Annotated in this window: 23 protein-coding genes; 13 read left to right on the forward strand and 10 right to left on the reverse strand. The window is 39.2% G+C overall.

The window, feature by feature from the left end:
• The first annotated feature begins 872 nt into the window (after positions 1 to 872).
• Positions 873 to 2,111 carry an aminopeptidase gene (locus MKY30_RS11275; RefSeq protein ID WP_341083950.1) on the forward strand — a complete coding sequence of 413 codons (1,239 nt, stop codon included), beginning with the start codon at positions 873 to 875 and terminating at the stop codon, positions 2,109 to 2,111.
• 691 nt (positions 2,112 to 2,802) lie between these two features.
• Here MKY30_RS11275 and MKY30_RS11280 read toward each other — a convergent pair.
• From MKY30_RS11280 to MKY30_RS11290, 3 genes are read right to left on the reverse strand one after another with little or no spacing between them, the layout of a single operon-like run.
• A complete protein-coding gene (locus MKY30_RS11280; RefSeq protein WP_339284784.1) occupies positions 2,803 to 3,894 on the reverse strand; it encodes a GerAB/ArcD/ProY family transporter in 1,092 nt (363 codons plus the stop codon).
• An 18-nt stretch (positions 3,895 to 3,912) separates the two neighbouring features.
• On the reverse strand, positions 3,913 to 5,139 hold the full coding sequence (locus MKY30_RS11285; RefSeq protein WP_147211263.1) for a Ger(x)C family spore germination protein: 1,227 nt from the start codon (positions 5,137 to 5,139) through the stop codon (positions 3,913 to 3,915).
• Positions 5,129 to 6,742, reverse strand: coding sequence for a spore germination protein (locus tag MKY30_RS11290; protein ID WP_341083952.1), 1,614 nt, complete (start codon positions 6,740 to 6,742; stop codon positions 5,129 to 5,131). The genes MKY30_RS11285 and MKY30_RS11290 overlap by 11 nt, the downstream gene beginning before the upstream one ends.
• Before the next feature lie 301 nt (positions 6,743 to 7,043).
• On the opposite strand from MKY30_RS11290, the gene MKY30_RS11295 reads away from it, so the two are divergent.
• Positions 7,044 to 7,547: an LURP-one-related/scramblase family protein gene (locus tag MKY30_RS11295; RefSeq protein WP_341083953.1), complete on the forward strand. Its 504-nt coding sequence runs from the start codon at positions 7,044 to 7,046 to the stop codon at positions 7,545 to 7,547.
• Positions 7,548 to 7,631: 84 nt separating this feature from the next.
• On the opposite strand, the gene mnmH is transcribed toward MKY30_RS11295, so the two are convergent.
• The 6 genes from mnmH to MKY30_RS11325 form a co-directional block, all read right to left on the reverse strand.
• Complete coding sequence (gene mnmH / locus MKY30_RS11300; protein WP_341083955.1) at positions 7,632 to 8,684, reverse strand: tRNA 2-selenouridine(34) synthase MnmH; 1,053 nt, start codon at positions 8,682 to 8,684, stop codon at positions 7,632 to 7,634.
• Between the two features lie 23 nt (positions 8,685 to 8,707).
• On the reverse strand, positions 8,708 to 9,760 hold the full coding sequence (gene selD, locus MKY30_RS11305) for a selenide, water dikinase SelD (protein WP_341083957.1): 1,053 nt from the start codon (positions 9,758 to 9,760) through the stop codon (positions 8,708 to 8,710).
• A gap of 147 nt (positions 9,761 to 9,907) precedes the next feature.
• Positions 9,908 to 10,936, reverse strand: coding sequence for a D-alanyl-D-alanine carboxypeptidase family protein (locus tag MKY30_RS11310; protein WP_341083959.1), 1,029 nt, complete (start codon positions 10,934 to 10,936; stop codon positions 9,908 to 9,910).
• Positions 10,937 to 11,184: 248 nt separating this feature from the next.
• A complete protein-coding gene (gene pepT, locus MKY30_RS11315; protein ID WP_147211257.1) occupies positions 11,185 to 12,414 on the reverse strand; it encodes a peptidase T in 1,230 nt (409 codons plus the stop codon).
• 156 nt (positions 12,415 to 12,570) lie between these two features.
• On the reverse strand, positions 12,571 to 12,903 hold the full coding sequence (locus MKY30_RS11320; protein ID WP_339286256.1) for a Fic family protein: 333 nt from the start codon (positions 12,901 to 12,903) through the stop codon (positions 12,571 to 12,573).
• A gap of 44 nt (positions 12,904 to 12,947) precedes the next feature.
• A complete protein-coding gene (locus MKY30_RS11325) occupies positions 12,948 to 13,259 on the reverse strand; it encodes a hypothetical protein (protein ID WP_156985665.1) in 312 nt (103 codons plus the stop codon).
• A gap of 223 nt (positions 13,260 to 13,482) precedes the next feature.
• Between MKY30_RS11325 and MKY30_RS11330 the strand changes: the two genes are divergently transcribed.
• The 3 genes from MKY30_RS11330 to MKY30_RS11340 all read left to right on the forward strand — a co-directional run bounded on the left by MKY30_RS11330 (position 13,483) and on the right by MKY30_RS11340 (position 15,880).
• Positions 13,483 to 14,325 carry a sulfurtransferase gene (locus MKY30_RS11330; protein WP_147211254.1) on the forward strand — a complete coding sequence of 281 codons (843 nt, stop codon included), beginning with the start codon at positions 13,483 to 13,485 and terminating at the stop codon, positions 14,323 to 14,325.
• Positions 14,318 to 14,884, forward strand: a complete 567-nt coding sequence (locus tag MKY30_RS11335) for a DNA-3-methyladenine glycosylase I (protein ID WP_339284797.1) — start codon at positions 14,318 to 14,320, stop codon at positions 14,882 to 14,884. The genes MKY30_RS11330 and MKY30_RS11335 overlap by 8 nt, the downstream gene beginning before the upstream one ends.
• 171 nt (positions 14,885 to 15,055) lie before the next feature.
• Positions 15,056 to 15,880, forward strand: a complete 825-nt coding sequence (locus tag MKY30_RS11340) for an aldo/keto reductase (RefSeq protein ID WP_339284799.1) — start codon at positions 15,056 to 15,058, stop codon at positions 15,878 to 15,880.
• Positions 15,881 to 16,138: 258 nt separating this feature from the next.
• Here MKY30_RS11340 and MKY30_RS11345 read toward each other — a convergent pair whose 3' ends face one another.
• On the reverse strand, positions 16,139 to 16,681 hold the full coding sequence (locus MKY30_RS11345) for an HD domain-containing protein (protein ID WP_147211251.1): 543 nt from the start codon (positions 16,679 to 16,681) through the stop codon (positions 16,139 to 16,141).
• A gap of 216 nt (positions 16,682 to 16,897) precedes the next feature.
• Between MKY30_RS11345 and fni the strand changes: the two genes are divergently transcribed.
• The 8 genes from fni (at position 16,898) to MKY30_RS11385 (ending at position 25,617) form a co-directional block, all read left to right on the forward strand.
• Positions 16,898 to 17,947, forward strand: a complete 1,050-nt coding sequence (gene fni / locus MKY30_RS11350; protein ID WP_147211250.1) for a type 2 isopentenyl-diphosphate Delta-isomerase — start codon at positions 16,898 to 16,900, stop codon at positions 17,945 to 17,947.
• 454 nt (positions 17,948 to 18,401) lie between these two features.
• The gene (locus MKY30_RS11355; protein ID WP_339284803.1) at positions 18,402 to 18,851 is read left to right on the forward strand and encodes a DUF2188 domain-containing protein; all 450 of its coding nucleotides are present in this window, start codon (positions 18,402 to 18,404) and stop codon (positions 18,849 to 18,851) included.
• Positions 18,852 to 18,975: 124 nt separating this feature from the next.
• Complete coding sequence (locus MKY30_RS11360) at positions 18,976 to 19,692, forward strand: DsbA family oxidoreductase (protein WP_339284804.1); 717 nt, start codon at positions 18,976 to 18,978, stop codon at positions 19,690 to 19,692.
• A gap of 418 nt (positions 19,693 to 20,110) precedes the next feature.
• Complete coding sequence (locus tag MKY30_RS11365; RefSeq protein ID WP_147211247.1) at positions 20,111 to 20,881, forward strand: iron ABC transporter ATP-binding protein; 771 nt, start codon at positions 20,111 to 20,113, stop codon at positions 20,879 to 20,881.
• Positions 20,882 to 21,361: 480 nt separating this feature from the next.
• Entirely contained in the window at positions 21,362 to 22,417 is a 1,056-nt protein-coding gene (locus MKY30_RS11370; protein ID WP_341083967.1) for a siderophore ABC transporter substrate-binding protein, read from the forward strand.
• Positions 22,418 to 22,461: 44 nt separating this feature from the next.
• Positions 22,462 to 23,451, forward strand: a complete 990-nt coding sequence (locus MKY30_RS11375) for an ABC transporter permease (protein WP_147211288.1) — start codon at positions 22,462 to 22,464, stop codon at positions 23,449 to 23,451.
• A 34-nt stretch (positions 23,452 to 23,485) separates the two neighbouring features.
• On the forward strand, positions 23,486 to 24,511 hold the full coding sequence (locus tag MKY30_RS11380) for an iron chelate uptake ABC transporter family permease subunit (RefSeq protein WP_147211287.1): 1,026 nt from the start codon (positions 23,486 to 23,488) through the stop codon (positions 24,509 to 24,511).
• A gap of 359 nt (positions 24,512 to 24,870) precedes the next feature.
• The gene (locus MKY30_RS11385; RefSeq protein ID WP_341083968.1) at positions 24,871 to 25,617 is read left to right on the forward strand and encodes a SurA N-terminal domain-containing protein; all 747 of its coding nucleotides are present in this window, start codon (positions 24,871 to 24,873) and stop codon (positions 25,615 to 25,617) included.
• Positions 25,618 to 25,621: the final 4 nt, after the last annotated feature.

Raw genomic sequence — 25,621 nt, forward strand, 5'->3', positions numbered from 1 at the left:
CTTTGCAAATGTATTTTTAATGCACTTAACTTTCGCACTTAAAAAAGTAACTTCCTATCTACAGGAACATGGGGTGATTATTTCTTAAAGATAGAAGGTAAAGTGTAAGGCTACCGCTGCGGCGGACCGTTTTGCTTTCCTAGGGGCACGCTCTTCAGCTAACTTTTGCCAAGAAGATCACTTGGCAAAAGTGGATCTTCAGATGGTGCTGATCCCTCAGGAGTCAAAACGGTCCGCCTCCGCTAGAAGGGGTGTTCTATACTGAAATAATTGAACAAATAAAAAGCAGATAGCAGATCTGACAGAACAAATTTTTCATGTTGCATGGTAAACATGTTCAGCAATCCTTATTTTTGGTGCATGCAAGCTATTCTCGATATGAATTATTTATGCTGTCATGATTTGAATTGCTAAAAAACGATTATTTCATCCAACTCCATCAGGCTATGATTTCTTTCATTCACTGTAGAATCCTATTAGAGCGCAGGCCAACCAAGTAGACTCCTATGGGAAAGGGCGAGCTGAAGATCCACTTGAAAAGCGGGTTTCTTTTCAAGTTAGCTGAAGTCGTCCCCATGGCAGACTAAGATCGCAACGTCCTGGGGTTGCGATTACTCACCCCATCGAAAAGAGTTGTACGTCGGAAAGCGGAGTGGTTGGTCGGAGCGGGAGCTATACACAATAATTTGTTCAAAAAATGAAAAGATGAGTTAACTAAAAGCAAGCATGATAATAGAGACCATGTACATCCTGGATCAGCAAGGTTAGTATGTTTATTTTAAAGTGCGAAACTTGAGTAATGTAAAAATATCTTGCCAGTGATACAATTCACGTATGAGAGTAAAATCCAATCCATAGAAAAGAGGTGAAGCATGTCAACATTTCAGGATAAAATTGAAATTTACGCAGATATTGCTTTAAAAGTAGGGGTCAACCTTCAGAAAGACCAAACACTCTATATCAGTACCCCGCTATATGCAGCTGAATTTGTTCGTATTATCGCCAAGAAGGCTTATCAAGCGGGAGCAAAGCATGTGCACGTAGAATGGAATGACGAAGAGCTAACCCGTCTCAAATTTGAACTCGCCTCTGAAGCGTCTCTTTCAGAGTTTCCCAACTGGAAGGTGCAAGCACTTGTAGAGGAAGCAGAAAACAATGCGGCATTTCTGCGCATCTCTGAATCCGGAGGGGATCCGGATTTGCTGAAAGATATCGAACCGGATCGTATTTCAACGGAGAATAAAACAAGAAGCAAAGCATTGTCTAAATTTCGTAGCTATACCCAGTTTGATAAAGTCAGCTGGTCCATCGTAGCAGTGCCTTCGGTGAAATGGGCGGAGAAAGTCTTCCCTGACTCAAAAGGGAAAAAAGCGGTAGATAAACTGTGGGAAGCACTTTTTTCAGCAACCCGTGTGAATAAACCCAATCCGATAACAGCATGGCATAACCACCTGCAAACGCTTGATGAAAAAATGCAGTTCTTAAATGCAAAGCACTATCATGCCTTACATTTTCAAGCTAAAGGAACCGACTTGACAATTGAACTTCCAGAAACTCATATTTGGGAAGCGGGAGGAAGTGTAAACAAGGAAGGGGTAAACTTTGTTGCCAACATCCCGACCGAAGAAGTGTTCACAGCCCCGAAAAAAGAAGGAGTAAACGGTACAGTATCAAGTACGAAACCACTCAATTACGGAGGGATATTAATCAACGATTTTAAACTGACTTTCGAGAATGGAAAAGTGGTCTCGTATAACGCTAAAGAAGGAGAAGAAACACTGAGGCGTTTGCTTGAAAGCGATGAAGGAGCTTCTTATATCGGCGAAATTGCACTCGTCCCGTACAGTTCTCATATTTCTGATATGAATCTTATTTTCTTTAATACCCTTCTCGATGAAAATGCCTCCACTCATCTGGCTCTTGGCAGTGCATACCCAATCAATATTGAAGGTGGAAATGGAATGAAAAAGAAAGAGCTGGAAGAGAAAGGCATTAACACAAGCATTACCCACGTCGACTTTATGATTGGCACAGCTGACATGAGTATTGATGGCATACATAAAGATGGGACACGGGAAACAATATTCAGAAATGGTGGCTGGGCATCCTGAAATGTAAAGTGAAACTTCAATCAGAGGGTTTAAGCATACAAGAATAGGATACCACAATGCTTTTCGAACGGACGAGGAATTATTGTACCGCAGTCCCAGGACGTGGCATGTTTGTCGACCAGCCGGTTACATCACGATAAAGGTGAAAATTGGTTACACACTGAAGTTATTATTCAATGCCAATTAATTACCGCTCTCTGTTCATATTCAAACAGAAACCTCGAATCACAAATAAAAAAAGTGGATGAAAGCAGTAGCCATAAGGCATGTGTTACGTACACGTTAAAAAATTATTTAATAGAACTGCGGTGAATAAAAAAAGCTTTTTTAAAAAATGATTAAAATGATTTTTTTAATTGAAAATTGCAAATCATAAAATATTATTTTGGAGGGTAGGGGAAGGATATTCTCTATTCTCCTTTTTTTCGATTTCGCCGTTTTTGCAAAAAAGAAAGTAAAGGGTCAACAAATAAGAAGAGAAGAAGCATATACATGATTGCTAATTCAGGAATTTCCATTACATATAAAGGATTCAGAGATCTAAAAGTGGGCATTTCATATCTATTCAAATAATCAATCCCTAAGGAAACGCCAGTTAGAATGATGAACATGAACAAACAAATACCAATGATTTTCACTTTATTACACTCTCCAATCAATATTTAAATATCTTTCCGTTAATATAGGCACTCTATTCTTTTTTTCTGTTTTTGATAAAGGCGATGATAAGCAGCAAAACAGGAAGAATAATTTGAAAAGGGAGCTGTGCATAGAGCGGAAATATTTTTAACCCTTCTTCAATATGCTCAGAGTAATTACTCGCAATAACCATGGATAAAAATAAAACTGTCATCCCCATCGGATAAGCCAGCTTAGAGGGTTTTTTAATATCAAACAAACTGGAAGCACCGATGACAGCACAGTATGTATATACTGTAACTTTAAAGAACCCCCCAATTACCAGAGCAAGAATAAAGATAACGTCCAGACGTTGTAAAAATCCGCCGACTTGAATAGACTGAATGGTTGTTAATAAGGGAAAAAGAGAGCGTTCAATAAGAGGTACACCGAGAACACTTATATTCAAAACCGTGGTGAAAGCGAGAGCGGCGCCGGTTATACTGATTGCCGCTACACCTGTTTTTCCCATTTTTTTTGCTTGATTTAAATAGGGGAAAATCATTGTAAATACGATGATTTCGCCAAAGGGAACATACAGAGTTTCTGTAAAGACAGTATTTAATACTTTTGATGAATCTTCAAAGGCCGGTCTTAAATTGGAGACATCAATCAAACCTGAGATAGCAATAAGGAGAAACAGAAAGAATGCAAGCATAATCATGATGACAAAAAGCAGTTCCCCTGTTCTGGCAACTACTTCAATGCCTTTAAACACAGTGTAAATAACCACAAGGATCATCATAGCGCACGCAACGAATAGAGGGGTTTCCGGAAAGGCAAAAGACAGCAGCATAACACCAAATTCCCGCAATACTCTCGCAGCACAGTATAAAAAGAAGAGAATATATAAGAATGCCAGGATTCTTCCTAAAAACTTCCCAATCAGTTTCTCTGTATAGTCCGTCAGCAAGAGTGAAGGATAATACAGGTAAAGCGCCCGATAAATAAAAAATAAGAAGATGCTTACCACCGCCGCAATCAGAATTACTAACCAGCTGTCACGCCCCGCTTTCATTCCAAGAGGAATCAGCAGCGAATTGCTTAGCTGAAATAAAATCATAAGGATAAACAATTGACTTGTGCTGATTTTTGCCTTTTCCATACACGAATTCCCTCCTTTTTAGTCGCTTTTCTTGTTCAAATCAAAAAGATACGGGTTGTTTCTCATCCCTGTACGGCGAATAAAGGCTTCCACTGTCACATCGACATCCAATGCAGGAAAATAAACATCCTGCCATTCCTGCTCAAGTTTCTTCCAATTATCTGGTTCAGATTGATGCAGCTTTTCTCCGAAGCCAAAGATATCGGTTTTGGTTTTCTGTGCTTCCTGGATTGTTGCTTCTGCTTCATCCTTAATTTTCTCCTGCAATACTTTCTCAATCCGTAACAATACATGCGGGTCGGTCACATTAACTGGCACCTCTATCGCGCGAAGATCTCCTTCTGCACGAATTTTCACTGAAATTACTGGCTTACCGCCTTTTGTTTTTGCTTCTACATTTGTTTTTTGGCGTATGACTTTATAGGAGATGGCTTCTTTTTGTCCCTCCCAATCAATATCTACAGGTGCCTGCTGGATTTGGTCTAATACCCATAACGTTCCTTCACTCTTTTCGCCCTCAATCCAGTTTACCAGCTTCCCTTCTTTAAAAACGCCAATACCATTTACTTCAATTGTTGCTGCCCCTTCCGATGATTGAAGCTGTTCCATGGTTTTTGCTTTCTCGATATCTCCTGATACAATGAATCCGCTTACTAGCGGCTCTTTTCCTGTTGAAACAGCAGCCTTGATGAATTTCTGCAGATTGGTAGCTATATTTTCTCCGTACAGTTTTTCAGTGAAGTCTAAAGACTTAATTGCTTTTTCTGCAGGGACCTGATCAATAGCCGTTAAAACCTGAACGAAATCACCTGCTTTGATATCCCGGCTGATCACTATATTTGTCGTTGTCCGAAATTCAAGGCCGCGCTCCATTGCATCTAAAATAGAGGAAAGTCCCTCTTCCCTGGCAAGCTCTTCACTGATAACCAACAGGCTGGTATGTGCAAAATAGAGATCTCTTGAAACCTTTGTGGATGCATTATCAGCTACTTCCAGCGGATTTCCTCCTGTTGCAGTATAAGTGGCAATGCTTGGCTTTTGCCCGGATGCTCCCCCTTGAAGCGCCCCGGGCACGTTCATTGGATTGATTAATTGAAAAGTGCCGACATACGTACCGTCTTCCTTTTTATCAAGCGCATAGGCTGAGACAATTGCTAATTCTTTTAATTCGATACTGCTCCAGCACCCGGAAAGGAAAGGGAGACAGACTGCCACGAAAAAAGAAATTATCCATTTACGATTCATTTTTATCTCCTTCTTTCGTATCCGCTCTGACCATTCGCCGTTTTAAAGGCGGCAGAGGTTTTTGGTTCTTACCTTGGCGAACTGGATTTTGGGGATGAAGGGATTCTGGTCTTTCATTGAATGACCAGATTGGACCGCGAATAATGGTATCCTTTAAGCTTTTCCATTCCAATGGTGCCAATGGGGTCAGATAAGGAATCCCAAATGAACGCAAGCTGGCGAGATGGACAATCAGCATAATTAAGCCAAGGATGATACCGTAAAATCCGGCAATCGCTGCGCTTAGCATAAAAGCAAAGCGTAGCAGACGGGCAGAAATAGCGATGTCATAATTGGGAGTGGCCAGACTGGCAATCGCTGTAGTTGCAACGACAATAACCATTGCCGGAGAGACAATCCCGGCCTGAATAACCCCTTGCCCAATGACAAGCGCCCCAACAATCGAGATGGTCGCGCTGATTTTATTCGGCATCCTTAAACCGGCTTCCCGCAAAATCTCAAAAGTGACTTCCATAATCAGCGCTTCTACAATCGCTGGAAAAGGTACGGATTCGGTCTGTGAAGCAATAATAACGAGCAGGTCTGTTGGGATCATTTCCTGATGAAAGGTTGTAACTGCCACGTAAAAAGCAGGACCAATCAAAGAAATCAAAAACATGAAAACGCGCAGCATCCGAATCAAAGTACTAATCGGGAAGCGCACGTAATAGTCTTCCGGCGTTTGGAAGAATTGAATCATGACAGCAGGAACAATTAACACATGAGGAGTTCCGCTGACAAAAATAGCCACCCTGCCTTCCAGTAAATTGCCGGCAACCGCATCAGGCCGTTCAGTATGAGTGATTGTTGGAAACAGCCCGGAACTCTCATCTTCAATTACCTGTTCAATATAACCTGAATCCAGAATGGCATCGAGATTCACCCGTGCCAAGCGTTGGCGGACTTCTTTCACTATGTCGGTATCGACTATGCCATTGATATACATAATGGAAAGGTCTGTGTTCGTCTGTTTTCCGAGATTCATGGATTCTACCCATAAATTCGGATTTTTAATAATTCGGCGCACGAGTGCAGTATTAGTGTTAATGGATTCGGTAAACCCTTCTTTAGATCCGCGTAATGTTATTTCAGAATCAGACTGTTCAACGAGGCGTCTTTCTCCGCCTCGGGTACTTGCAATCAGTGCTTCATTTTTTCCATCTGCGAGAATAACGGTGTTCCCGGAAAGCAGAGCCAAGAATAAGGAATCCCAATCTTTCAGGGTTTCCAAGCTGCTGACGGCAACAACTTTTTCGGAAAAAACCTTGAAAAGATCTTTTTCCTCCAGTTTTTCTTGAACACTATCCTCCATGGATTGCACCAAAAATTCATTAATCGTTGGATTGTCTACCAGCCCGTCTACATGAACAATAGCAGTAGACACCTCGGGATCATGACTAAAAGTAAGCATGCGGATAATGATATCTGGACTATTTCCAGTTTTTTGTTTGATGATATTCAGATTTTCGGTAATCGAAGTGCCAATGCTTTTTTGTTCAACTTTTTCTAAATCTTTCCTTTGCTCTTTAGGTTTCATTTTTTTTAGAAATTTACGATAGGACATAACATCGGACACCTCGTTGTTTTGATTATCCCTAATTTGTTCAGAAAATAACTTTTTATGCACAATCTGGACTTTGTGATGTGGAAGAAAGTTACTTTTTTAGTTGGCTTGTTGAAAAGCCGAAAATACTTTGGAAGCTGTAATAAGTTTCAGCCAGACAGTATAATTTGATAAAATCCCTATAAGAGTGAAACCTTATAGGGAGAATTTTAGTATTAAATAATACCTTATCATTTGAATCTGTATGTAAGACAAACGTATTTAGATTTAAATAAAAGCAGTATATCAAAGGAGGTAAATCATGAAACAATTATATATAAAGCAAAAGGTATTCAGCTTCAATGAAAAGTTTACAGTGAAGGATCAACAGGAAAAAGATGTCTACTTTGTGGCAGGCAGCTTTATGCGAATTCCAAAGACGTTCTCTATTAAGGACGCAAGAGAGGAGGAAGTAGCACACATAACGAAAAAAACATTCAGCTTTTTGCCGAAGTTTTTTGTGGAGGTAAATGGGCAGGAAGTGTTAGCGATTAAGAAGGGAATTTCCTTCTTTAAAGCACGCTATTCAATTGATGCGGCAGGTATTGAGGTACGTGGTAACTGGTGGGATATGCGCTTTCAGGTGTATCAGCATGGCGAACTCGTCGGAGAAGTAAGTAAGGAGTGGTTTACCTGGGGAGACAGCTACAAGGTGCAGGTAGTGAATGAAGAGATGGAAACCACCATTATTGCACTTGTTGTCGCTATTGATTGTGTGAAGGCTGGCGAGAAAGGGGCGGCTTCAGCAACAACGTTCACGAATTAAGCTGTGGATTTAATTCAATACATGAAATAAGCTCTCATCCGACTGATGATTATCATAGGGGATGGGAGCTTATAAAATATCCACTTATAGCTTAATATTTGTATGTTCTTCCTGCCTGATAAAGCTGACAACCGCATTTAGTGCTTCATCAAGATCATTGGCATGGATATGAATTTGTTTGTCCCCCGGATAATGATAGAGAGTGTGCTCATATCTTGGATCGTAATAATATTCCAGTAAAAGTGCTATAGCGGACGAGAAATTACCCTGCTCTATGTCATCGGCAATTTGTTTAGCTACAGGTGTGTGAATATGCTTTTGAATTCTTTGAAAAGCTTCTATTACTTGCGCTTGATGTTCTTCAGGATTGTACTCACGCAATATATTTTGAATTCTTTTTTCCAAAGGCAAATGGATAAACAGCTGCATGCTTGCTTCTTTTTCTTCATGTAAAAATAAAGGCAGTGTTGCCTTGCCAATACGCTTACTTTCTCCTTCGAGCAGAATAAAAGGCATTTGATTATAGCGTTCCATTTCCTGAACCAGTAAAGATTCAAAGGTTTTTTGATTATTCGGATTCAATCCGATTTGACCGAATATAGAGCCCCGATGCTTTGCCATCCCTTCTAAATCAAGGACAGGATAACCCAGTTGTTTTAACCGGTGTAACAAAATAGTTTTACCAGAGCCTGTATAGCCATTTAGCACGTACATTTTTGGAGAGAACTGCTTCTGCTCTAATTTGTTTACCACCCATTTTCTGTATGAGCGGATACCCCCATTCAATCTGGAAATCTGCTGTCCCATTAAATCGACTACTGTTGCCGCAGTTTTACTCCGCATCCCGCCGCGCCAGCAGTAGACAACCTTTTCTTTTCCAAGTGATTGAAACTCGGCAATAAACTGCGGCAGCTTTGCAGAAAAAATCTCTAGCCCTTTCTCCTTCGCCGCTTCTGGACTGATTTGTTTATAAATGGTGCCTACCTCTGCACGCTCTTCATTATTAAAGACAGGAATGTTTATGCTTCCCGGAATACGGAATTCAGCAAATTCCTGTGGAGAACGCACATCAACTAATGCAATGGAGCCTTCCTTTTGCCTCTTCAATAAATCATGTAACTCAATATCCTGAAACATATCTTCACGTCCTAACAAACGAATTATTCTTCCACAGTTATATGACCATTATTCCCATCTGCGACGCTGCCAATAATTGCAGCTTCAATGTTTTTATCACGAAGATCTGCAAGTAATTTTTCAGCATCTGCTTGTTTTACAGCTGCTAATAAACCTCCTGAGGTTACCGCATCACATAATATCCATTGATCAATTTGATTCAGCGGTTCCGCAAAAGTAACATCTTCTTTTAAGTAATTAAAATTATTCTTCGTACCGCCTGGTACAGCTCCGTTTTCAGCAAGCTCCTTCACTCTTGGCAAAACAGGCACCTGTTGATTCGAAATCCGGATTTCGGCATTGCTTCCTTTTGCCATTTCAGAGGCATGTCCAAGTAAACCAAATCCGGTAACATCCGTACAGGCATGTACTTCATAGTTATCCATCGTTTCTGCAGCCGTTTTATTCAGCGTCGCCATTACCTGTGTGACACGTTCTATTTCTACTTCGTTTACCAGGCCTCTTTTAATGGATGTGGTCAGAATTCCAACGCCGATTGGTTTGGTTAAAATAAGAACATCACCTGGCTGTGCACCACTGTTTGTGCGAATTTTATCAGGATGGATTGTTCCGGTAACAGACAATCCAAATTTGGGTTCTTTATCATCGATGGAATGACCGCCGACCAAGGCTACGCCAGCTTCTTTCAGCTTGCTGTCTGCACCTTCTAAGATGCGGGAAAGAATCTGTTTATCTAAATCAGCAATTGGAAAAGCGACAATATTTAAAGCTGTAATCGGCTTTCCTCCCATTGCGTAGACATCACTGATTGCATTGGCAGCAGCAATTTGCCCAAAGGAGTAAGGGTCATCTACAATCGGTGTGAAGAAGTCGAGTGTCTGAACAATCGCCGTGTCATCATTTAATTTATAGACACCTGCATCATCACTGGTATCCAGACCAACTAATAAATTAGGGTTATCTGTTGCAGGAGAAAGGGACTGTAAAACCTGTCGTAAATCTGCCGGCCCGATTTTACAGCCGCATCCACCTTTGGAGGATAAAGCGGTTAGTTTAATAGACTCATTATTATTCATATGATCAACCCTTCTTAATTTAATTTTCAATATCAATTTTAACATATCTCCCGGAGAGGAAAGCCTTGTGGAGATTCTATATAAGTTTTACAGTATAAGAAAATACGCTGGAATGTACAAATATTCCACCGCATTTTCTCCATAAATCTATTTATCAAATTGCTCTATATACTCTTCGAAAGTAATGCCTTTTTCAGTTACATATTTTGCCGTTTTTTCGCCTACATAACGAACATGCCAAGGCTCATATTGATACCCGGTGATATCTTCTTTGCCTTCAGGGAATCGGATAATAAAACCAAATTCCGGTGCATTTTCAGCAAGCCATTTACCTTCCTCTGTTTCACCAAACTCTGTTACTAATTCTAAATTTACTTCTGCACTGGTTACATCCATAGCAAGCCCGGTCTGATGCTCGCTTTCCCCGGGACGTGCGCTGAATGTGTTTGCGTAATCCTCACCATGCTGCGAGGCATTGGCTGAAAATACCTCCACTTGCCGGTCATAAGAACGGTATCCGGATTGGGCAAACAATTCCAGCCCGGCATCTTCAGCAGCATCAAATAAATCTTCAAGTGCATGTGCTGCATTTTCGCGCATGTATTTTTTAGGTAAGTCCTCTGTGAAAGGGAATGGCACATCTGGCACCATCAAGTCTTCCGGGATATAATCCTCAGGAAGTGCAAAGCTTTTGTTTACCAATGCTAATTCATCATATGGGTTGCCGACAACTTCTGTCCCGGCTTCTGTAACTTCCGGTTCCTCAGGGGGATGAGCTAAACCCTCTCCAGGTTCAATATTTTTATCTTCCTTAAAATAAGATAGTAATTCTTCTTTCGTTGCTTCATCATAAATGCCTGAAATAGAAGCATTTTCAGATTGTATCTGGAAGTCTGTAACAGCCCAGGTAAGCTCTTCATCGTAAAAATCAGATAGCTCTAAATCATAGCCGATTTGGTTTAAAGCCGCTTTTAACAGCTGTACATTCTCGTCCTGGTCAAACTTCTGCAGATAGGCATCAGGAGGAGTTGTCTCTTCTTTGACATATGATTCTGCTTGCGTGATAAGCTGTTTAAAAGCTTTCGAATCTGTATTTTCTTTAAGGGATTCATGAGATGGACAGGTGATAAGCATTAAGCAGACGACCGGGAAGATAATCCAGCTAAGTAATTGCATTGAGAAATCTCCTTACTTTAAATAAAGTTTTATAAACTGATAATTTATGTTTTTAACAGTGTTTTGTAGAATAAATTTACCACAGTATGAGTGTTCGTAAACCTCCAGCCAATAGAAGTTTTATTTTATATTAAGTATATGTAAGTTTAGCGTAGAAAGAAAGTGAGAAAGAGATAATTTTTAATGGAAAAACCTGATAAAATCAACGAGCTGATTTTATCAGGTTTCTTTGGTAGGAAAAGTGCATATTATTTTTCAGCTGCAAACAAACGGCTGATTTCCACAATTACTTTCGCTGCTTTTTCCATATTATTTATAGAAATATATTCAAACTTGCCATGGAAGTTCTCGCCTCCAGTAAACAGGTTTGGAGTCGGCAGTCCCATAAACGAGATTTGTGAGCCGTCAGTACCTCCGCGGACAGGCTGGATAACTGGTTCGATATCAAGATTTTTCATCGCTTGACCGGCAATATCCACAATATGCTTTACAGGCTCAATTTTTTCACGCATATTGTAATATTGATCATTCATTTCTAATTGAACTGACTCCTCGCCATATCCGCTTTTTATCTCTTCCACATACTGTGTAAGTGTTTGTTTACGGGCTTCGAACTTATCCCGGTCATGGTCCCGGATGATATAGTATACGGTTGTTTTTTCCACATCTCCTTCTACAGAGATCAGGTGATAGAAGCCTTCGTATTCTTCTGTGTGCTCCGGGGATTCTTCATCAGGAAATTTGCAAATAAATTGTGCAGCCATTTTGCCGGCGTTTACCATTTTATTTTTTGCTGTTCCCGGGTGTACGCTATTTCCATAAAAAGTTACTCTGGCAGCTGCCGCGTTAAAGCTTTCAAACTGCAGCTCGCCTAATGGTCCGCCGTCTACGGTATAGGCATAGTCACAGCCAAAGCGTTCTACATCAAATTTATGCGGACCGCGGCCGATTTCTTCATCTGGTGTAAAAGCAACACGAATTTTTCCATGCTTGATTTCCGGATGATTTATCAAGTATTCCACTGCAGTCATAATTTCAGCAATACCCGCCTTGTCATCTGCACCAAGCAAAGTTGTTCCATCCGTAACCATTAATTGATGTCCTAGATAATTTGAAAGCTCTGGAAATTTATCCGGGGAAAGAATTACTTGTAAAGCTTCATTCAATACAATGTCCCCGCCTTCATAATTGATTACTTTTGGCGATACGCCTTTTCCGGTAAAGTCTGTTGCGGTATCGACATGTGCCAGGAATCCGATCGCTGGAATATCCTTATCTGTGTTAGCCGGAAGCGTAGCCATTAAATAACCATTTTCATCATAGGATACTTCTTCCAGTCCAACCTCCTTCAGTTCCTTTTCCAACAGTTTAATTAAATCCCATTGTCCCGGTGTAGAAGGCGTTGTTTCCGAGTTCATGTCCGATTGGGTATCTATTTTTGCATAGGTTTCCAGACGTTTGATTAGTTTTTCCTTCATTAAAAAGACTCCTTCTAAGTAAATTTTATTTCGTTAAAGTAGTTTTGACGTGAAAATGAATGCAATGCTCATTCCACGTTTCTTTGTATAGTTTACCATAGTCTAAATAAAAATCTGTATTGGAATATTTTTTAATGATTTCAAAAATTCCCTTATTTATAGATCATTGGATTGCCTGTTTTCAAAAGCTTTAATTCTTTCCTTTTCTTTTGTCACCTTCTCCTCTGCAAAACCACTAAATTCTTTTATATCCTGGTTTGCTAAGAATCTTGTATAGACTGCTTTTTCTTTTCCTTTGATAATAAGAGGCGGTAAATTATTTTTTAAAAGCAAATAAGTCATCATTAACCGGTCTATCCGCCCATTTCCATCAGCAAAGGGATGAATACGTTCGAATTCAATATGACTCTCACAAATCACTGTAATCATTTCTTTTTGCGTCTTGGCTAATTCAAGCCTGAAATTTGTATTATCGACCCATTGCTTCATCAATAAAGGAGTATCAGCAGGGGAAGCTGTATCAAAATCAACGGCTAAAATAGCATTATATTGTGATTTAAACTTCCCTTTTCATGATGAAGTTTATCCATCAATATTTCATGCATCTTTAGCAATGTATCAATTGAAAATTTTTCTTCAAGTATATTGGCAGACAGTACATATTCCATAGCATATTGGTGGTTATCAATTTCATAAAATTCTCTTAATGAAACATTATTAGGGATAACGCTGTGTACAATGATAGATACTGTTTCTGGTAATGTAATGGTGTTATTTTCTATTGCATTGGAATAATGAGACATTCTTACAAGCAGATCTGCTATATATTTGTCAGGTAACATCAATGGAATAGCCCCTTCGTATATCAATTAAAGCATATTTTCAAAAACAGCTAAAGCATAACTCAACTTATAAAGGAAATTTAAAAAATCCTCACATGATAAGTGTCGAAGTAATGAGATTCTTGCTTTTAACTTGGCTTTCTTTGAATACGTACTTATCCGATTTCTGTTAAAATAAACAAGAAATGATATGATTAGTAAAAATAGAATTTGGGAGGGTATGATTTTGAAAAACATCATTAGCGTAGAAAGATTGAAGCATCGCTTAACGCAAAATAATATTGTTATTGTTGATGTGCGGTTTGATTTAATGGATGATGATGCTGGACGGAAGGCTTATTTACGAGGCCATTTACCCGGTGCTGTCTATATGGATCTAAATAGAGATTTGTCTGGCAAGGCGGGGAAGCATGGCGGAAATCACCCTTTACCCGAATGGGAGCTGTTTGCACATAAACTTGGGAAACTAGGTATCTCAAACGATACAACGGTTGTGGTATATGACCAGGGAAACGATATGTTTGCACCGCGTTTTTGGTGGCTGCTTGACTACTTAGGTCACGAGAAGGTGTATATTCTGGACGGCGGTTTAGACCGCTGGGTAGAAGAGGGGGGAGAGCTTACCACAGAAGTTCCGAATCTTCAGCCTAAAACCTTTCAGAGAAATGAGAAGAAAAATCGCTATGTTGATATGGAAGAAGTAAAGGAGAAGCTGACCTCTCCTGGGACAACAGTTATTGATTCGAGGGCAAGCGCCAGATATTTAGGAGATGAAGAGCCGATGTATTCCCGCGCGGGTCATATTCCAGGAGCAGTGAACTATTTTTGGAAGGGTGTTTTAAAAGAAGATGGCACCTGGAAAAATGAGAAGCAGCTGCAGGAGCATTTTTCTCAGTTGAATAAAGACGATGAGATTATTGTTTCCTGCGGGTCTGGTGTTTCGGCATGTCCGAATATCCTTGCGCTGGATAGTGTCGGATTTACTAATGTGAAGCTGTATCCAGGCAGCTTCAGTGACTGGATTTCTTATGAAAAAAATGAAGTAACTGTTGGTGAAGAGGATGAGTAAGGAACGCTGTGCCTGGGTGAGTGAGGAGCCTATTTATATTGCTTATCATGATGAAGAATGGGGAACTCCGGTCTTCGGCGACGACCGCTATCTATTTGAAATGCTGACCCTGGAAGGTGCGCAGGCGGGATTAAGCTGGATTACAATTCTAAAACGCCGGGAAAATTACCGCCGGGCTTTTGATAACTTTGAAGTAGATGTGATCGCTGCTTATTCAGATGAGAAAGTAGAAGCATTGATGCAGGATGAGGGAATTATCCGCAACAGACGAAAAATTGAATCTGTAATAAAAAATGCGAAGGCGTTCCAACAGGTTCAGGAAGAGTATGGCTCGTTCGATCAATATATATGGGGATTCGTCGATAGAAAGCCTATTGTAAATCAGTGGAAAAAGCATGAAGATGTGCCTGCTCAGACAGACTTGTCAAAGCAAATAAGCAAGGATTTGAAAAAGAGAGGGTTTTCCTTTGTCGGGCCGGTAATCTGTTACTCATTTATGCAGGCAACCGGCATGGTAAATGACCATACGACAAATTGTTTTTTAAGTGGTAAAAAATAATTTCACAGCTTGCGGATTTTCCATGCAATGAGGATATTCTTTAATAGTACTAAGCACTTTTCTTTGTTTTGTCTGTCTATTATTGTAAAATCAAAATGAATTACTTGAAAAAGACACAATCTAATAGTACCAAACAGAAATAAAATTACTTGCAGGAGGAGATTTGAGAATATGAAATACGTGACACTTAATAATGGATTGGAAATGCCGCAGCTTGGTTTTGGAGTCTGGAAAGTAGAAAATCAAGAAGCGATTCCTGCTGTGGAGCATGCGTTAAAGTCTGGTTACCGTTCGATCGATACAGCGAAGGTTTATGGAAATGAAGAAGGCGTTGGACAAGCAATTGCAAATAGCGGTGTAGCACGTGAAGAAATCTTCCTTACAACCAAAGTATGGAATGCAGACCATGGTTATGATGAAACCTTAAAAGCATTTGATGCAAGCTTAAAAAGACTTGGAACTGATTATGTAGATTTATATCTGATTCACTGGCCGACTCCGGAATATGACCAGTATATTGATACGTACAAAGCTTTGGAGAAAATATACAAGGATGGCAAGGCAAAAGCTATAGGTGTATGCAACTTTGAAGTGGAGCATTTACAACGCTTATTAGATGAATGTGAAGTTGTTCCTGCTGTGAACCAGGTGGAATGCCACCCATATCTTCAGCAAAAAGAATTGCGTGCATTTTGTAAAGAAAAAGGCATTCATGTAGAAGCTTACAGCCCGCTTATGAACGGCAGAGATGTTTTGGAGGATGAAGCTCTTAAGCAAATTGCTGAAGCAAAAGGGAAAACAATTGCGCAAGTGATTCTTCGCTGGCACCTGCAATCGGATTTGATTGTGATACCAAAATCAGTAACACCTTCTCGGATTGAAGAAAATCTGGACGTATTTGATTTTGAGTTAAGTGAAGAAGAACTGAAAACAATTGACGGTCTGGATCGCAATGTCCGAAGCGGAACACATCCAAATGAAATGAACAAACGCTAATCTCGAACGTTATATCTTAAAGAGTAAGAAAGTATAAAATGTTGAGGATAGCCGCTCCAACGGTTTTCATGGGGTGAGTAATCTTAGGCCCCAGAAATACACTACGCTTCTCGTAGGCCCCGAGCTTATCTCCTCGAAAAAAAGTGCTCTTCTTTCGAGGAGGCTGAGGCGTTGCCCGCGGAAAGCGACTTCCCGTAGCGGACATCTCCTTGGCAAGAACACCTTCTCGCTAAGTAAAAGCGAGAAGGTGTTTTCTAATCATTTGAAAAAACGCTTTACAGCCTGTTCAAACTCTTTAAAATAAGGAGGAATTTCATGAGGGGATAAGTGAGCATACATTTGTTTAGCGATTTCTTCATTATACCATTTTTGCTGACTATATCCGGCATTGAAGTTCTTCCAAATGTCATCACCAATCTCTTTATGCTCTTTCTCCAGTTCTAAGAGGTTATCCAGTTTATCCGCAATAATCAGATATTTCACTTCTTTTGGAGCATTCTTCAAATGGTCCACAGTTGCCTTTTTCCTCTCCCACCAGGATTTTGATTTATCCTCTGTATGTGAAGCAACAAGGTCCGCGACCTCTTTCCCAAATTGCTGTTCAATATCTTCAATACTGACTTTGGTATCCTCTACAACATCATGTAAATATCCTGCGCTGATTAAAGCATCTGAACAGCCTTCCTTTTCTAAGCGTTCTCCAACACGAATAGGGTGGGTGATGTATGGCTCACTTGAATTTTTACGTACTTGCCCTTGATGAGCTTTTGTGGCAAAAGCTTTTGCGTGGTTTCTTTTCATTATTTCCTCCCAAAAACATAAATAAGTAGTATTATTATAACAGAAAACACGTGTATAATCTGAATATTATATGATAAAGTGCCTGAAATAAGAGCTGTTTAGAAATCTTTATATTTATTTTGTCAATATGCTGGACTAACGTCATTTATCTTTCATTTATTTCACGAAACAAGTACACTAGATATAGTACTAAATTGAGATAAGCGAGGGACATTTATGGAAAAAGGAATTAACCAACGTAAAACAGAACATATCCGTCTTTGCCTTGAGGGAGAGGTAGAAGGTGTTAATAAATCAACTGGGCTGGAAGGAATTCATTTTCTCCATAATGCTTTGCCGGAGATTGACTTTGCCGAAATTTCACTTGCAACGTCATTCTTAAACAAAGCTTTACAGGCGCCATTTCTTGTCAGTTCCATGACAGGCGGTTCAGAGCTGGCGACAACCATCAATCAAAATTTAGCTTTGGCTGCGGAACAAAAAGGATGGGCTTTAGCAATCGGTTCAACAAGGGCGTTTCTAGAAAGTGATCAGCATAAAGAATCCTTCCTTATCCGTCAACAGGCTCCAACTGTGCCGTTAATTGTGAATATTGGAGCTGTTCAATTAAATTATGGCTACGGAGCAGAAGAATGTCAGCGTATTATAGATAAAACGGAGGCTGATTCTATTGTACTGCATTTAAATTCATTGCAGGAAGCAGTACAGGATGGCGGCGATTTAAATTTTAAAGATTTACTGCCAAAGATTGAACAGGTCTGTAAGCAGGTAAATGCACCGGTCGGCGTGAAAGAAGTTGGCTTTGGAATTGATGGAGAGGCAGCGGAAAGGCTTTATGATGCAGGAATATCCTATATCGATGTTGCCGGAGCCGGAGGAACATCTTGGAGTCAGGTTGAGAAGTTACGTTCTAAGGACCCATTGAAGAAAGCAGCTGCAGAAGCATTTAATAACTGGGGGAATCCAACGAAGGATTGTCTGGTGTCTGTACGCAGCCAGCTTCCTGATGCTCCGCTTGTTGCTAGCGGCGGTATGAAAACAGGGGTAGATGCTGCAAAGGCAATTACAATTGGTGCAGATGTCATCGGTTATGCAAGACATCTGCTTCAGGCAGCGACAGAATCAGCAGAAGCCGTTGTTCAAACAATGGAGCAATTGGAGTTAGAGCTGAAGATGACTATGTTCGGCATTGGAGCTGTCAATCTTGATGAATTGAAAAATACGAAGCGTGTCTCCATTAATGGAAGATCGCTATTAGATACGTAAAGAAGCGTGGGAGTAATCCCGCGTTTTTTTTATAATAGGAAAGTATATAGAAATTGCTTAAGAGTAACCGCTCCAACGGGTTTCATGGGGTGAGTAACCGCAACCCCAGAAATACACTACGCTTTCTGTGGGTCCCGAGCTCATCTCTTCGAAAAAAAGAAGAGCACTTTTTACCTGCGGAGGCATATAGGACGTATGTCAGTTCGGTGCCTGAGACAGGACGTCGCGAACTTAACCGAACTTCCTTTCGTGTTGCGCATTCCCACAGGAGTCTCCGTGTATTTCTTTTGGGACTGCGATTACTCGTCCCATCGAAAACCGTCGCAGTGGACATCTTCTTGGAAAGAACACCAGTATTTTAAAGGCCAAGTGATTTTCTTGGTTTTTCTCATGAGTAAAGATGTTTTATGTAATTAGAAACGGGAAAACTCCATATAAAAAGGAGGAGTTCTTAATGGTCTGGACAATGAATGATTATCCAAGCTCCATGAAAAAACTTGAAAAACCTGTTCGTAAAAAAGCAATTGATATTGCTAATTCTATGCTTGATGACGGCTATCAGGAAGGAAGGGCTATTCCAATAGCTATTGAGCAGGCAAAAGAATGGTATGAAAATGCTGATAAAGAAGAGGTTCGCAGCTATGAAAAAAGCGGAAAGCCAACACAGCGCTCTAAAGAGGGGAAAGAAAAAACAAATAACCCGGAACGTCTGGAAGAGGGAGAAGTGGTCTATAGCCATGATGAAGGATGGGCTATAGCGTCTACAGGCTCCAGTCAGGCAAGTCAAATATTTAATACCAAAGATGAGGCTGTGAAAAGAGCTGCGGAAATCGCCAAAAACAAAGGGACATCCTTGACCATTTACCGGGCAGATGGGGCGATAGAAGATAAAAGAAATTATTGATGTTCTTTCATTATTACCCTGCTGTTTTGAGTGTGAATATACTCATTGACGAGAATGAATGCAGATTACTTTGTTCCCAGGTTTCCTTGTGCTAAAATAAGTGAGGAAATTGAGGTGAACATAAATGAAAGTTGAAATTTGGTCTGACTTTGTATGCCCATTTTGTTATATTGGAAAACGCCGGTTTGAACATGCTTTGAAGAAATTTTTACATCGTGATCAAGTAGCAGTGCAGTTTAGAAGCTATCAGCTTGACCCGACTGCGCAGCATATCCCGGATAAAAACTTTACTGAGACATTTTCTGAGCTGAAGGGTATTCCTTTAGAGCAGGTATCTGTAATGAATAAACAGGTAGCCGATCAAGCTGAAGAAGTTGGTTTAACTTACCATTTTGATACGATGAAGTATAGTAATACCTTTGACGCGCATCGAATTGCTAAGCTGGCTGCTGAAAATAATAAAGAAGCTGAACTGACAGAGCGTTTATTTCAGGCTTATTTCACAGATTCTGAGCTGCTGAGTGATAAAAATACACTGGTCCGCTTAGCAGAAGAAACTGGTTTGAATAAAGAGAATGCAGAAAATGTATTAGACAGCTGTAAATTTCGTAATAAAGTTAATGAAGATATAGATTTAGCAAAACAGCTTGGTGTCCAGGGAGTTCCGTTCTTCGTATTTAATGAAAAATACGCTGTTTCCGGTGCACAGCCGGAAGAGACTTTTACACAAGTACTTGAAAAAGTTTGGCAAGAGGAGCAGGAAAAGCCTGTTTTGCAATCATTAAACCCAAATGAGAATAAAACATCCTATTGTACTGGTGATGGATGTGAGAATAAATAAAGAAGAAACTATTATAAACACCCTTGTAAATTAAAGGGAACTTTCCTTTAATTAGTACCAACGACTATGAATATGACAAAAAATTGAACGAAGATCAGAAAAAACTGCCAATAGGGGCAGTTTTTTTTGTTATTCTCTAATTAATATTAATCTTCCATTGACGATGGCTGAAAATTTGATATACTAGGTATTGGTATCTAATTGATAATGAATATCATTATTGTTTAGAATGATTGGAATTTGATAATGATTATTATCTGGATGAAGTTTGAATGAATTTTAAAAATAAGGAAGTTTGTTGAATTCATGCAGAGAAAGGCTTTGCATATATGGAAGATTTGGCATCTGGTTACATACTAATGCTTTTTCACTTACTTCTATTTTTTAGTTAATACTTAAAGAAAGCAGGGGCTGCGAGATGATCGAAATTAAAGGATTGACAAAGAGGTTTGGAAGTAAACCTATTATAAAAGATGTATCGGTTCAAATTAAGCCTAACAAAATTACGTCGTTTATTGGACCAAATGGTGCAGGGAAATCAACGTTGCTTTCCATGGTAAGCCGACTGCTTGATGCAGATACTGGAGATGTATTACTTGATAAAAATAATATAAAGAATATGAAATCTAATGAATTTGCCAAGCGTATTGCCATTTTAAGACAATCCAACTTTTTTAACGTAAAATTAACGATTCGGCAATTGGTATCGTTTGGCCGTTATCCTTACTCAAAAGGCCGTCTAAATGCTGAGGATAATCGGATTGTCGATCAGGCAATTGAATATCTGAACTTAACAGATATCCAGCATAAGTTCTTAGATGAGCTGTCCGGAGGTCAAAAGCAACGGGCATTTATTTCTATGGTTATTGCCCAAGACACAGAATATATATTACTGGATGAGCCATTAAATAATCTGGATATGAAGCATTCTGTACAAATCATGAAAATATTACGCAAGCTTGTTGATGAGCTGGGTAAAACAGTTGTAATTGTATTGCATGATATTAACTTTGCTTCTGTTTATTCGGATTACATTGTAGCTTTAAAAGATGGACAGCTAATAAAAGATGGTCCAACACACGAAATTATTAATTCAGAGGCTTTAAACGAAGTCTATGATATGCATATTCCAGTCCATATGCAAAACGGCTGCCGTTTTTGTGTATACTTTGATTCGCATATAAGTTAAATACAGCCAATCGTTCGGGGCATCTAAACGCCAACAAGTCGAGCAGGTAGTTGTTTTCTTATAAATGCGCAGACTGACATGGTTTCTCAATAAACACCTGGGAACTCATCTTCTTTGTGGCAGTTAACTGGCATTGATTAATCTAACTCATGCGTGCTTCTTTCATAAGGAGCACGCATGTCTATGATGTGGGACACGTATTTTCCCGGTCTGTTCATGATAAAACAAGAATAAGAAACGTTTGAATTGGTGATTATTGTATAATATATAAATTTCAAAATACTGTTGACAACGCTTCTTAATTTGATATACTTTAAGCAGACTAATTGAGATTGATTATCATTATCAAAAAAGTTATATGTTTGCAAAAACAGAAATAATAATTAGTATTTAAATCATGCGCTAAAATATAACGCAGATATTAATTTGATCAATTCAATAGTCTAATCATTAATAATACATAAAGGAAGAGGTAGGAGAATGAGAAAAACAAAATTTTTTAAGTCAACATTTATTATAGCAATCTTCGCAATCTTCGCATTGACACTGGCAGCTTGTTCAAATTCAAGTGATGAAAATGAAAATGCTGATGATCAGACAAGCGATTCTGCTGAAACAGATGAAGGAGCAGAGGATTCTGCCGAAGATGCAACTGTAGAAATTACGGATGCTCATGGAACTGTTACAGTACCGGTAAACCCGGAGAATGTAGTTTCTTTAGATAGTAGAACTTTTCAAACGTTATCTGACTGGGGCATTGAATTATCTGCTGCTCCAAGGGATTTAATACCTGAAAATATACCGTATGCAACTGATGAATCAATTGAAAACATAGGAAACCACCGTGAACCAAACCTTGAAATTATCGCAGCGGTAGACCCTGAGCTTGTCATTGTTGGTCAAAGATTTGGTAATTATTATGAAGATATAAAAGAATTAGTGCCAAATGCAGCTGTTATTGATCTTAACTTTGATGTTTCCGAAGAAGCTGACACACCTGGAGAAAATTTAGAAAATGGATTTAAGGACGTTACTAACTCTCTTGGACAAATTTTTGATAAAAATGAGGAAGCTGAACAATTGACAGCTGATTTTAATCAAGCGATTGAAGATGCTAAATCAGCTTATAATGGAACAGATACAATAATGAGTGTTATCGTATCTGGTGGAGACATTAATTTTGCAGCTCCTCATTCCGGTCGTGTTTGGGGCCCACTGTATGATATCTTTGATTGGACGCCGTCATTAGAAATTGATCAGTCTTCTTCAGACCACCAGGGTGATGATATTTCTGTTGAAGCTATTGCAGAAACGGATCCGGATTGGATTTTCGTAATGGATCGTGATGCTGCTGTATCATCTGAAGAGGAGGCAACCCCTGCTCAAGATGTAATTGATAATGCACCTGCTCTTCAAAACACAACTGCTGTTACTGAAGGACAGATAGTTTATGCACCAGCAGACACCTATACAAATGAATCCATACAAACATTTACTAAATTATTTGAAGACCTTGCAAATACTTTAGCTGAATAGTATAGAGGAGTATAACTATAGTGCTAAAAAATACAATACAAAAAATGTTCGGGGCTGGGAGTTCTCAGCCCCTGCATTCTAATCATCAAAAAATATGGACAAAGCCTTTTATATTAGCAGTCATCATTGTTATTATTCTAGGTGTTATTTCCATGCTTGTAGGAGTTTACGACATACGTGGACGAGAAGATGGAATGGATATGTTTTTCATTACTCGTATTCCAAGGACAGCTGCACTAATGCTTACCGGAGCCGCAATGGCGATGTCCGGGCTCGTCATGCAGCTTATTACACAGAATCGTTTAGTTGAACCTACCACAACAGGAACGATTGAATGGGCAGGCTTGGGATTAGTTGTTGTTTATTTATTATCTCCTGCGCCAACTTTATTCCAAAGAATGACCGGAGCAATCATTTTTTCCTTTATAGGAACGATGGTTTTCTTTTTGTTTTTAAGAAGAGTGAAGCTTCGATCGTCTTTAATTGTCCCGATTATCGGGATCATGCTTGGAGCGGTTATTTCTGCAGTTTCCACGTTTGTTGGGCTTGTTTTTCAAATGTCGCAAAGTGTTGAAACTTGGTTTGTAGGCTCTTTTGCATCGATTCAGGTCGGAAGATATGAATACCTATGGCTGATTGTTGCCATTACTTTTCTCATTTTTATCTACGCTAATAGACTGACATTAGCTGGACTAGGGGAGGAAGTTACAAAAAGTCTTGGCGTGAGTTATAATCAGATCGTTCTTATTGGTACTGCGCTTATTGCTGTCGCAGTTGGTATTGTTGCGGCTGTGATTGGAAACTTGCCGTTTTTAGGTTTGATTGTCCCAAATATTGTTTCCATGTTTAGAGGAGATGATCTCAGGAGTAATCTGCCTTGGGTTTGTGTGTCCGGAATGGCTGCCTTGACCGCTGCTGATATCATATCCCGGACAGTTATTATGCCATTTGAGGTACCTGTTTCTTTAATACTTGGAACAGTGGGGGCAGTCGTATTTATTGTTATTTTGTTAAGAAGAAGGAGGCTAGGATAACAAATTGGAATATACTAATGAAAAAAAAGTCAAAATGGATTCCAGCCTTCCTAATAAAGATAAACCTTCTAAAGCTTTCCGTTCCAAAAAGGAGGAAAGACGTTATTGGATATTATTGATAACGCTGATTGGTTTGGGTATTCTTTCTTCATATGGACTTTTAGTTTATAATAATCCAGTTCCAGTAGACTCCCCATCCTTTATCCCAGTTGCTAAAAGAAGAATGGTGGCTATTGTTTCCATGATTATTGCCGCAGTATGTCAAAGCTTGGCGACGGTTGCTTTCCAATCGGTTACAAATAATCGGGTTATAACTCCTTCGCTTTTAGGGTTTGAAGCACTTTATTCCACGATTCATACGAGCACCATGTTTTTCTTTGGTGCCACTGCGTTTATAGGTTATATGGGTACTGGATCATTTTTATTTCAAGTGGCTATTATGGTCGCGATGTGTTTAATCCTTTATGGATGGTTACTTTCTGGAAAGTATGGAAATTTACAGCTTATGCTTTTAGTTGGAATCATTATCGGAACGGGACTAAGATCTTTGTCAACTTTTATGAGAAAACTGCTTGCACCTTCTGAGTTTGATATTTTACAGGCAAAGCTGTTTGGATCTGTCAATAATGCAGATGTAGAATATTTTCCTATTGCAATTCCAATAGTAATCGTTGTAGCATTCCTCCTCTTTGCTTATGCGAAGAAATTAAATGTATTGTCACTCGGGAAAGAGATTTCCAGTTCTTTAGGGGTTAATCATAAGTTTAGTATCATTTATGTTCTTGTATTAGTTTCTATTTTGATGTCAATATCAACAGCTTTAGTTGGTCCGCTGACTTTCTTTGGCTTTTTGGTTGCAACGTTGAGTTATCAGCTGGCGCGAACCTATGATCACAGATATATTTTTCCAATGGCTCTTGCTATCGGATTCTTGATACTAACGGGTGCATATTTTATTATGAACCATATTTTTAACGCTCAAGGCGTCGTTTCAATTATTATTGAAATCGTTGGTGGAGTAACATTCTTAATTATAATCTTAAAGAGGAAGACTTTATGATAATTCAAGTTTATCAATATTTTTATATCCTCAAAACTGTTAAAAGTCATGTGTGATTGCTTTCAACAGTTTTGAGGATATTTTTTGTTTTCTGTCTTATGAAATTAACAACATGGAGCCCTTATCTCCCTAAAGTAAAAGAAAATACCTCGAAAGAACCGTTTAAATAATTAATGGAGCTTCAAAGGATGTATTTCATAATTTAATTTTAAGTCATGAGTTTTTTGTTTATGAAAGTGGGGAAGGATATATGGAAGGTCATGTTATCTGTTAAAAATAAATTGCTCGAAAACTTGAAACAAGATAACCATGTATGATTGAATGGAACATGACAAATTTTTAAAGTGAGGGATGTTTAAATGAAGAAATTTACATTAACGATAATGATGATTATAACCATGCTATTAGCAGCATGTGGAAACGATGATAACAATGCAGAAAAAAAGGAAGGAGATCAGCAGCAAGAAAACGCTGGAGAACAACAAGAAGGCGCCCCAGAGCAACAAGAGCAGGCAACACCGGAATTTGAAGATGATGAGTTTCTTGACGAAAAAGAACCTGTTGTTTCTGTAAATGGAGAAGAAGTTCAAGGGGATGCTTATAATAGAGCCTATCCTTTGGTTAAATCAGTAATGTTCCAATCAGGACAAGATGTAGAAGATACAGAGGCATTGCAGGATGAGACAATTCAATTTCTGGTAGAGCAGGAGCTTATTATGCAGGAAGCAACTGAAGCTGGTGTGGAAGTGACAGATGAAGAAGTTCAAACAGAGTTAGATGCAATGAAAGAAGCGGGTGAAGAACAATTTCAAACCACGCTCAATCAATTACATTTAAGCGAAGAACAGTATGCAGAACAATTAGAGTTTGACCTTGCAACCGCAAAATATATGGAAAATGAATTTGATATGGAAGTGACAGATGAAGAAGTTGAAGAGATGTATGATCAAATGGCAGAGCAGGCTGGTGATCAAGAGATAGGAGAGCTGAATGACGAAACCAGAGCTCAGCTTGAAGGAATGATTGTACAGAATAAACAACGGGAGCAATATGCAGAAAAAGTAAATGAACTGAAAGAATCTGCAGAAATTGAAGAGTTAATTTAATTAG

Origin of the sequence: Oceanobacillus sp. FSL W8-0428 (assembly GCF_038004405.1) — a bacterium.
Lineage (GTDB): Bacteria > Bacillota > Bacilli > Bacillales > Amphibacillaceae > Oceanobacillus > Oceanobacillus sojae.

Excerpts from the sequence above, each read along its gene's own strand:
- MKY30_RS11290 (WP_341083952.1), bottom strand. The coding sequence starts at position 6,742 with ATGTCCTATCGTAAATTTCTAAAAAAAATGAAACCTAAAGAGCAAAGG.
- MKY30_RS11370 (WP_341083967.1), top strand. The coding sequence starts at position 21,362 with ATGAGAAAAACAAAATTTTTTAAGTCAACATTTATTATAGCAATCTTC.
- MKY30_RS11355 (WP_339284803.1), top strand. The coding sequence starts at position 18,402 with ATGGTCTGGACAATGAATGATTATCCAAGCTCCATGAAAAAACTTGAA.
- mnmH (WP_341083955.1), bottom strand. The coding sequence starts at position 8,684 with ATGTTTCAGGATATTGAGTTACATGATTTATTGAAGAGGCAAAAGGAA.
- MKY30_RS11310 (WP_341083959.1), bottom strand. The coding sequence starts at position 10,936 with ATGCAATTACTTAGCTGGATTATCTTCCCGGTCGTCTGCTTAATGCTT.
- pepT (WP_147211257.1), bottom strand. The coding sequence starts at position 12,414 with ATGAAGGAAAAACTAATCAAACGTCTGGAAACCTATGCAAAAATAGAT.
- MKY30_RS11340 (WP_339284799.1), top strand. The coding sequence starts at position 15,056 with ATGAAATACGTGACACTTAATAATGGATTGGAAATGCCGCAGCTTGGT.
- MKY30_RS11365 (WP_147211247.1), top strand. The coding sequence starts at position 20,111 with ATGATCGAAATTAAAGGATTGACAAAGAGGTTTGGAAGTAAACCTATT.
- MKY30_RS11345 (WP_147211251.1), bottom strand. The coding sequence starts at position 16,681 with ATGAAAAGAAACCACGCAAAAGCTTTTGCCACAAAAGCTCATCAAGGG.
- fni (WP_147211250.1), top strand. The coding sequence starts at position 16,898 with ATGGAAAAAGGAATTAACCAACGTAAAACAGAACATATCCGTCTTTGC.
- selD (WP_341083957.1), bottom strand. The coding sequence starts at position 9,760 with ATGAATAATAATGAGTCTATTAAACTAACCGCTTTATCCTCCAAAGGT.
- MKY30_RS11320 (WP_339286256.1), bottom strand. The coding sequence starts at position 12,903 with ATGAAGCAATGGGTCGATAATACAAATTTCAGGCTTGAATTAGCCAAG.
- MKY30_RS11295 (WP_341083953.1), top strand. The coding sequence starts at position 7,044 with ATGAAACAATTATATATAAAGCAAAAGGTATTCAGCTTCAATGAAAAG.
- MKY30_RS11285 (WP_147211263.1), bottom strand. The coding sequence starts at position 5,139 with ATGAATCGTAAATGGATAATTTCTTTTTTCGTGGCAGTCTGTCTCCCT.
- MKY30_RS11280 (WP_339284784.1), bottom strand. The coding sequence starts at position 3,894 with ATGGAAAAGGCAAAAATCAGCACAAGTCAATTGTTTATCCTTATGATT.
- MKY30_RS11375 (WP_147211288.1), top strand. The coding sequence starts at position 22,462 with ATGTTCGGGGCTGGGAGTTCTCAGCCCCTGCATTCTAATCATCAAAAA.
- MKY30_RS11335 (WP_339284797.1), top strand. The coding sequence starts at position 14,318 with ATGAGTAAGGAACGCTGTGCCTGGGTGAGTGAGGAGCCTATTTATATT.
- MKY30_RS11385 (WP_341083968.1), top strand. The coding sequence starts at position 24,871 with ATGAAGAAATTTACATTAACGATAATGATGATTATAACCATGCTATTA.
- MKY30_RS11380 (WP_147211287.1), top strand. The coding sequence starts at position 23,486 with ATGGATTCCAGCCTTCCTAATAAAGATAAACCTTCTAAAGCTTTCCGT.
- MKY30_RS11275 (WP_341083950.1), top strand. The coding sequence starts at position 873 with ATGTCAACATTTCAGGATAAAATTGAAATTTACGCAGATATTGCTTTA.
- MKY30_RS11360 (WP_339284804.1), top strand. The coding sequence starts at position 18,976 with ATGAAAGTTGAAATTTGGTCTGACTTTGTATGCCCATTTTGTTATATT.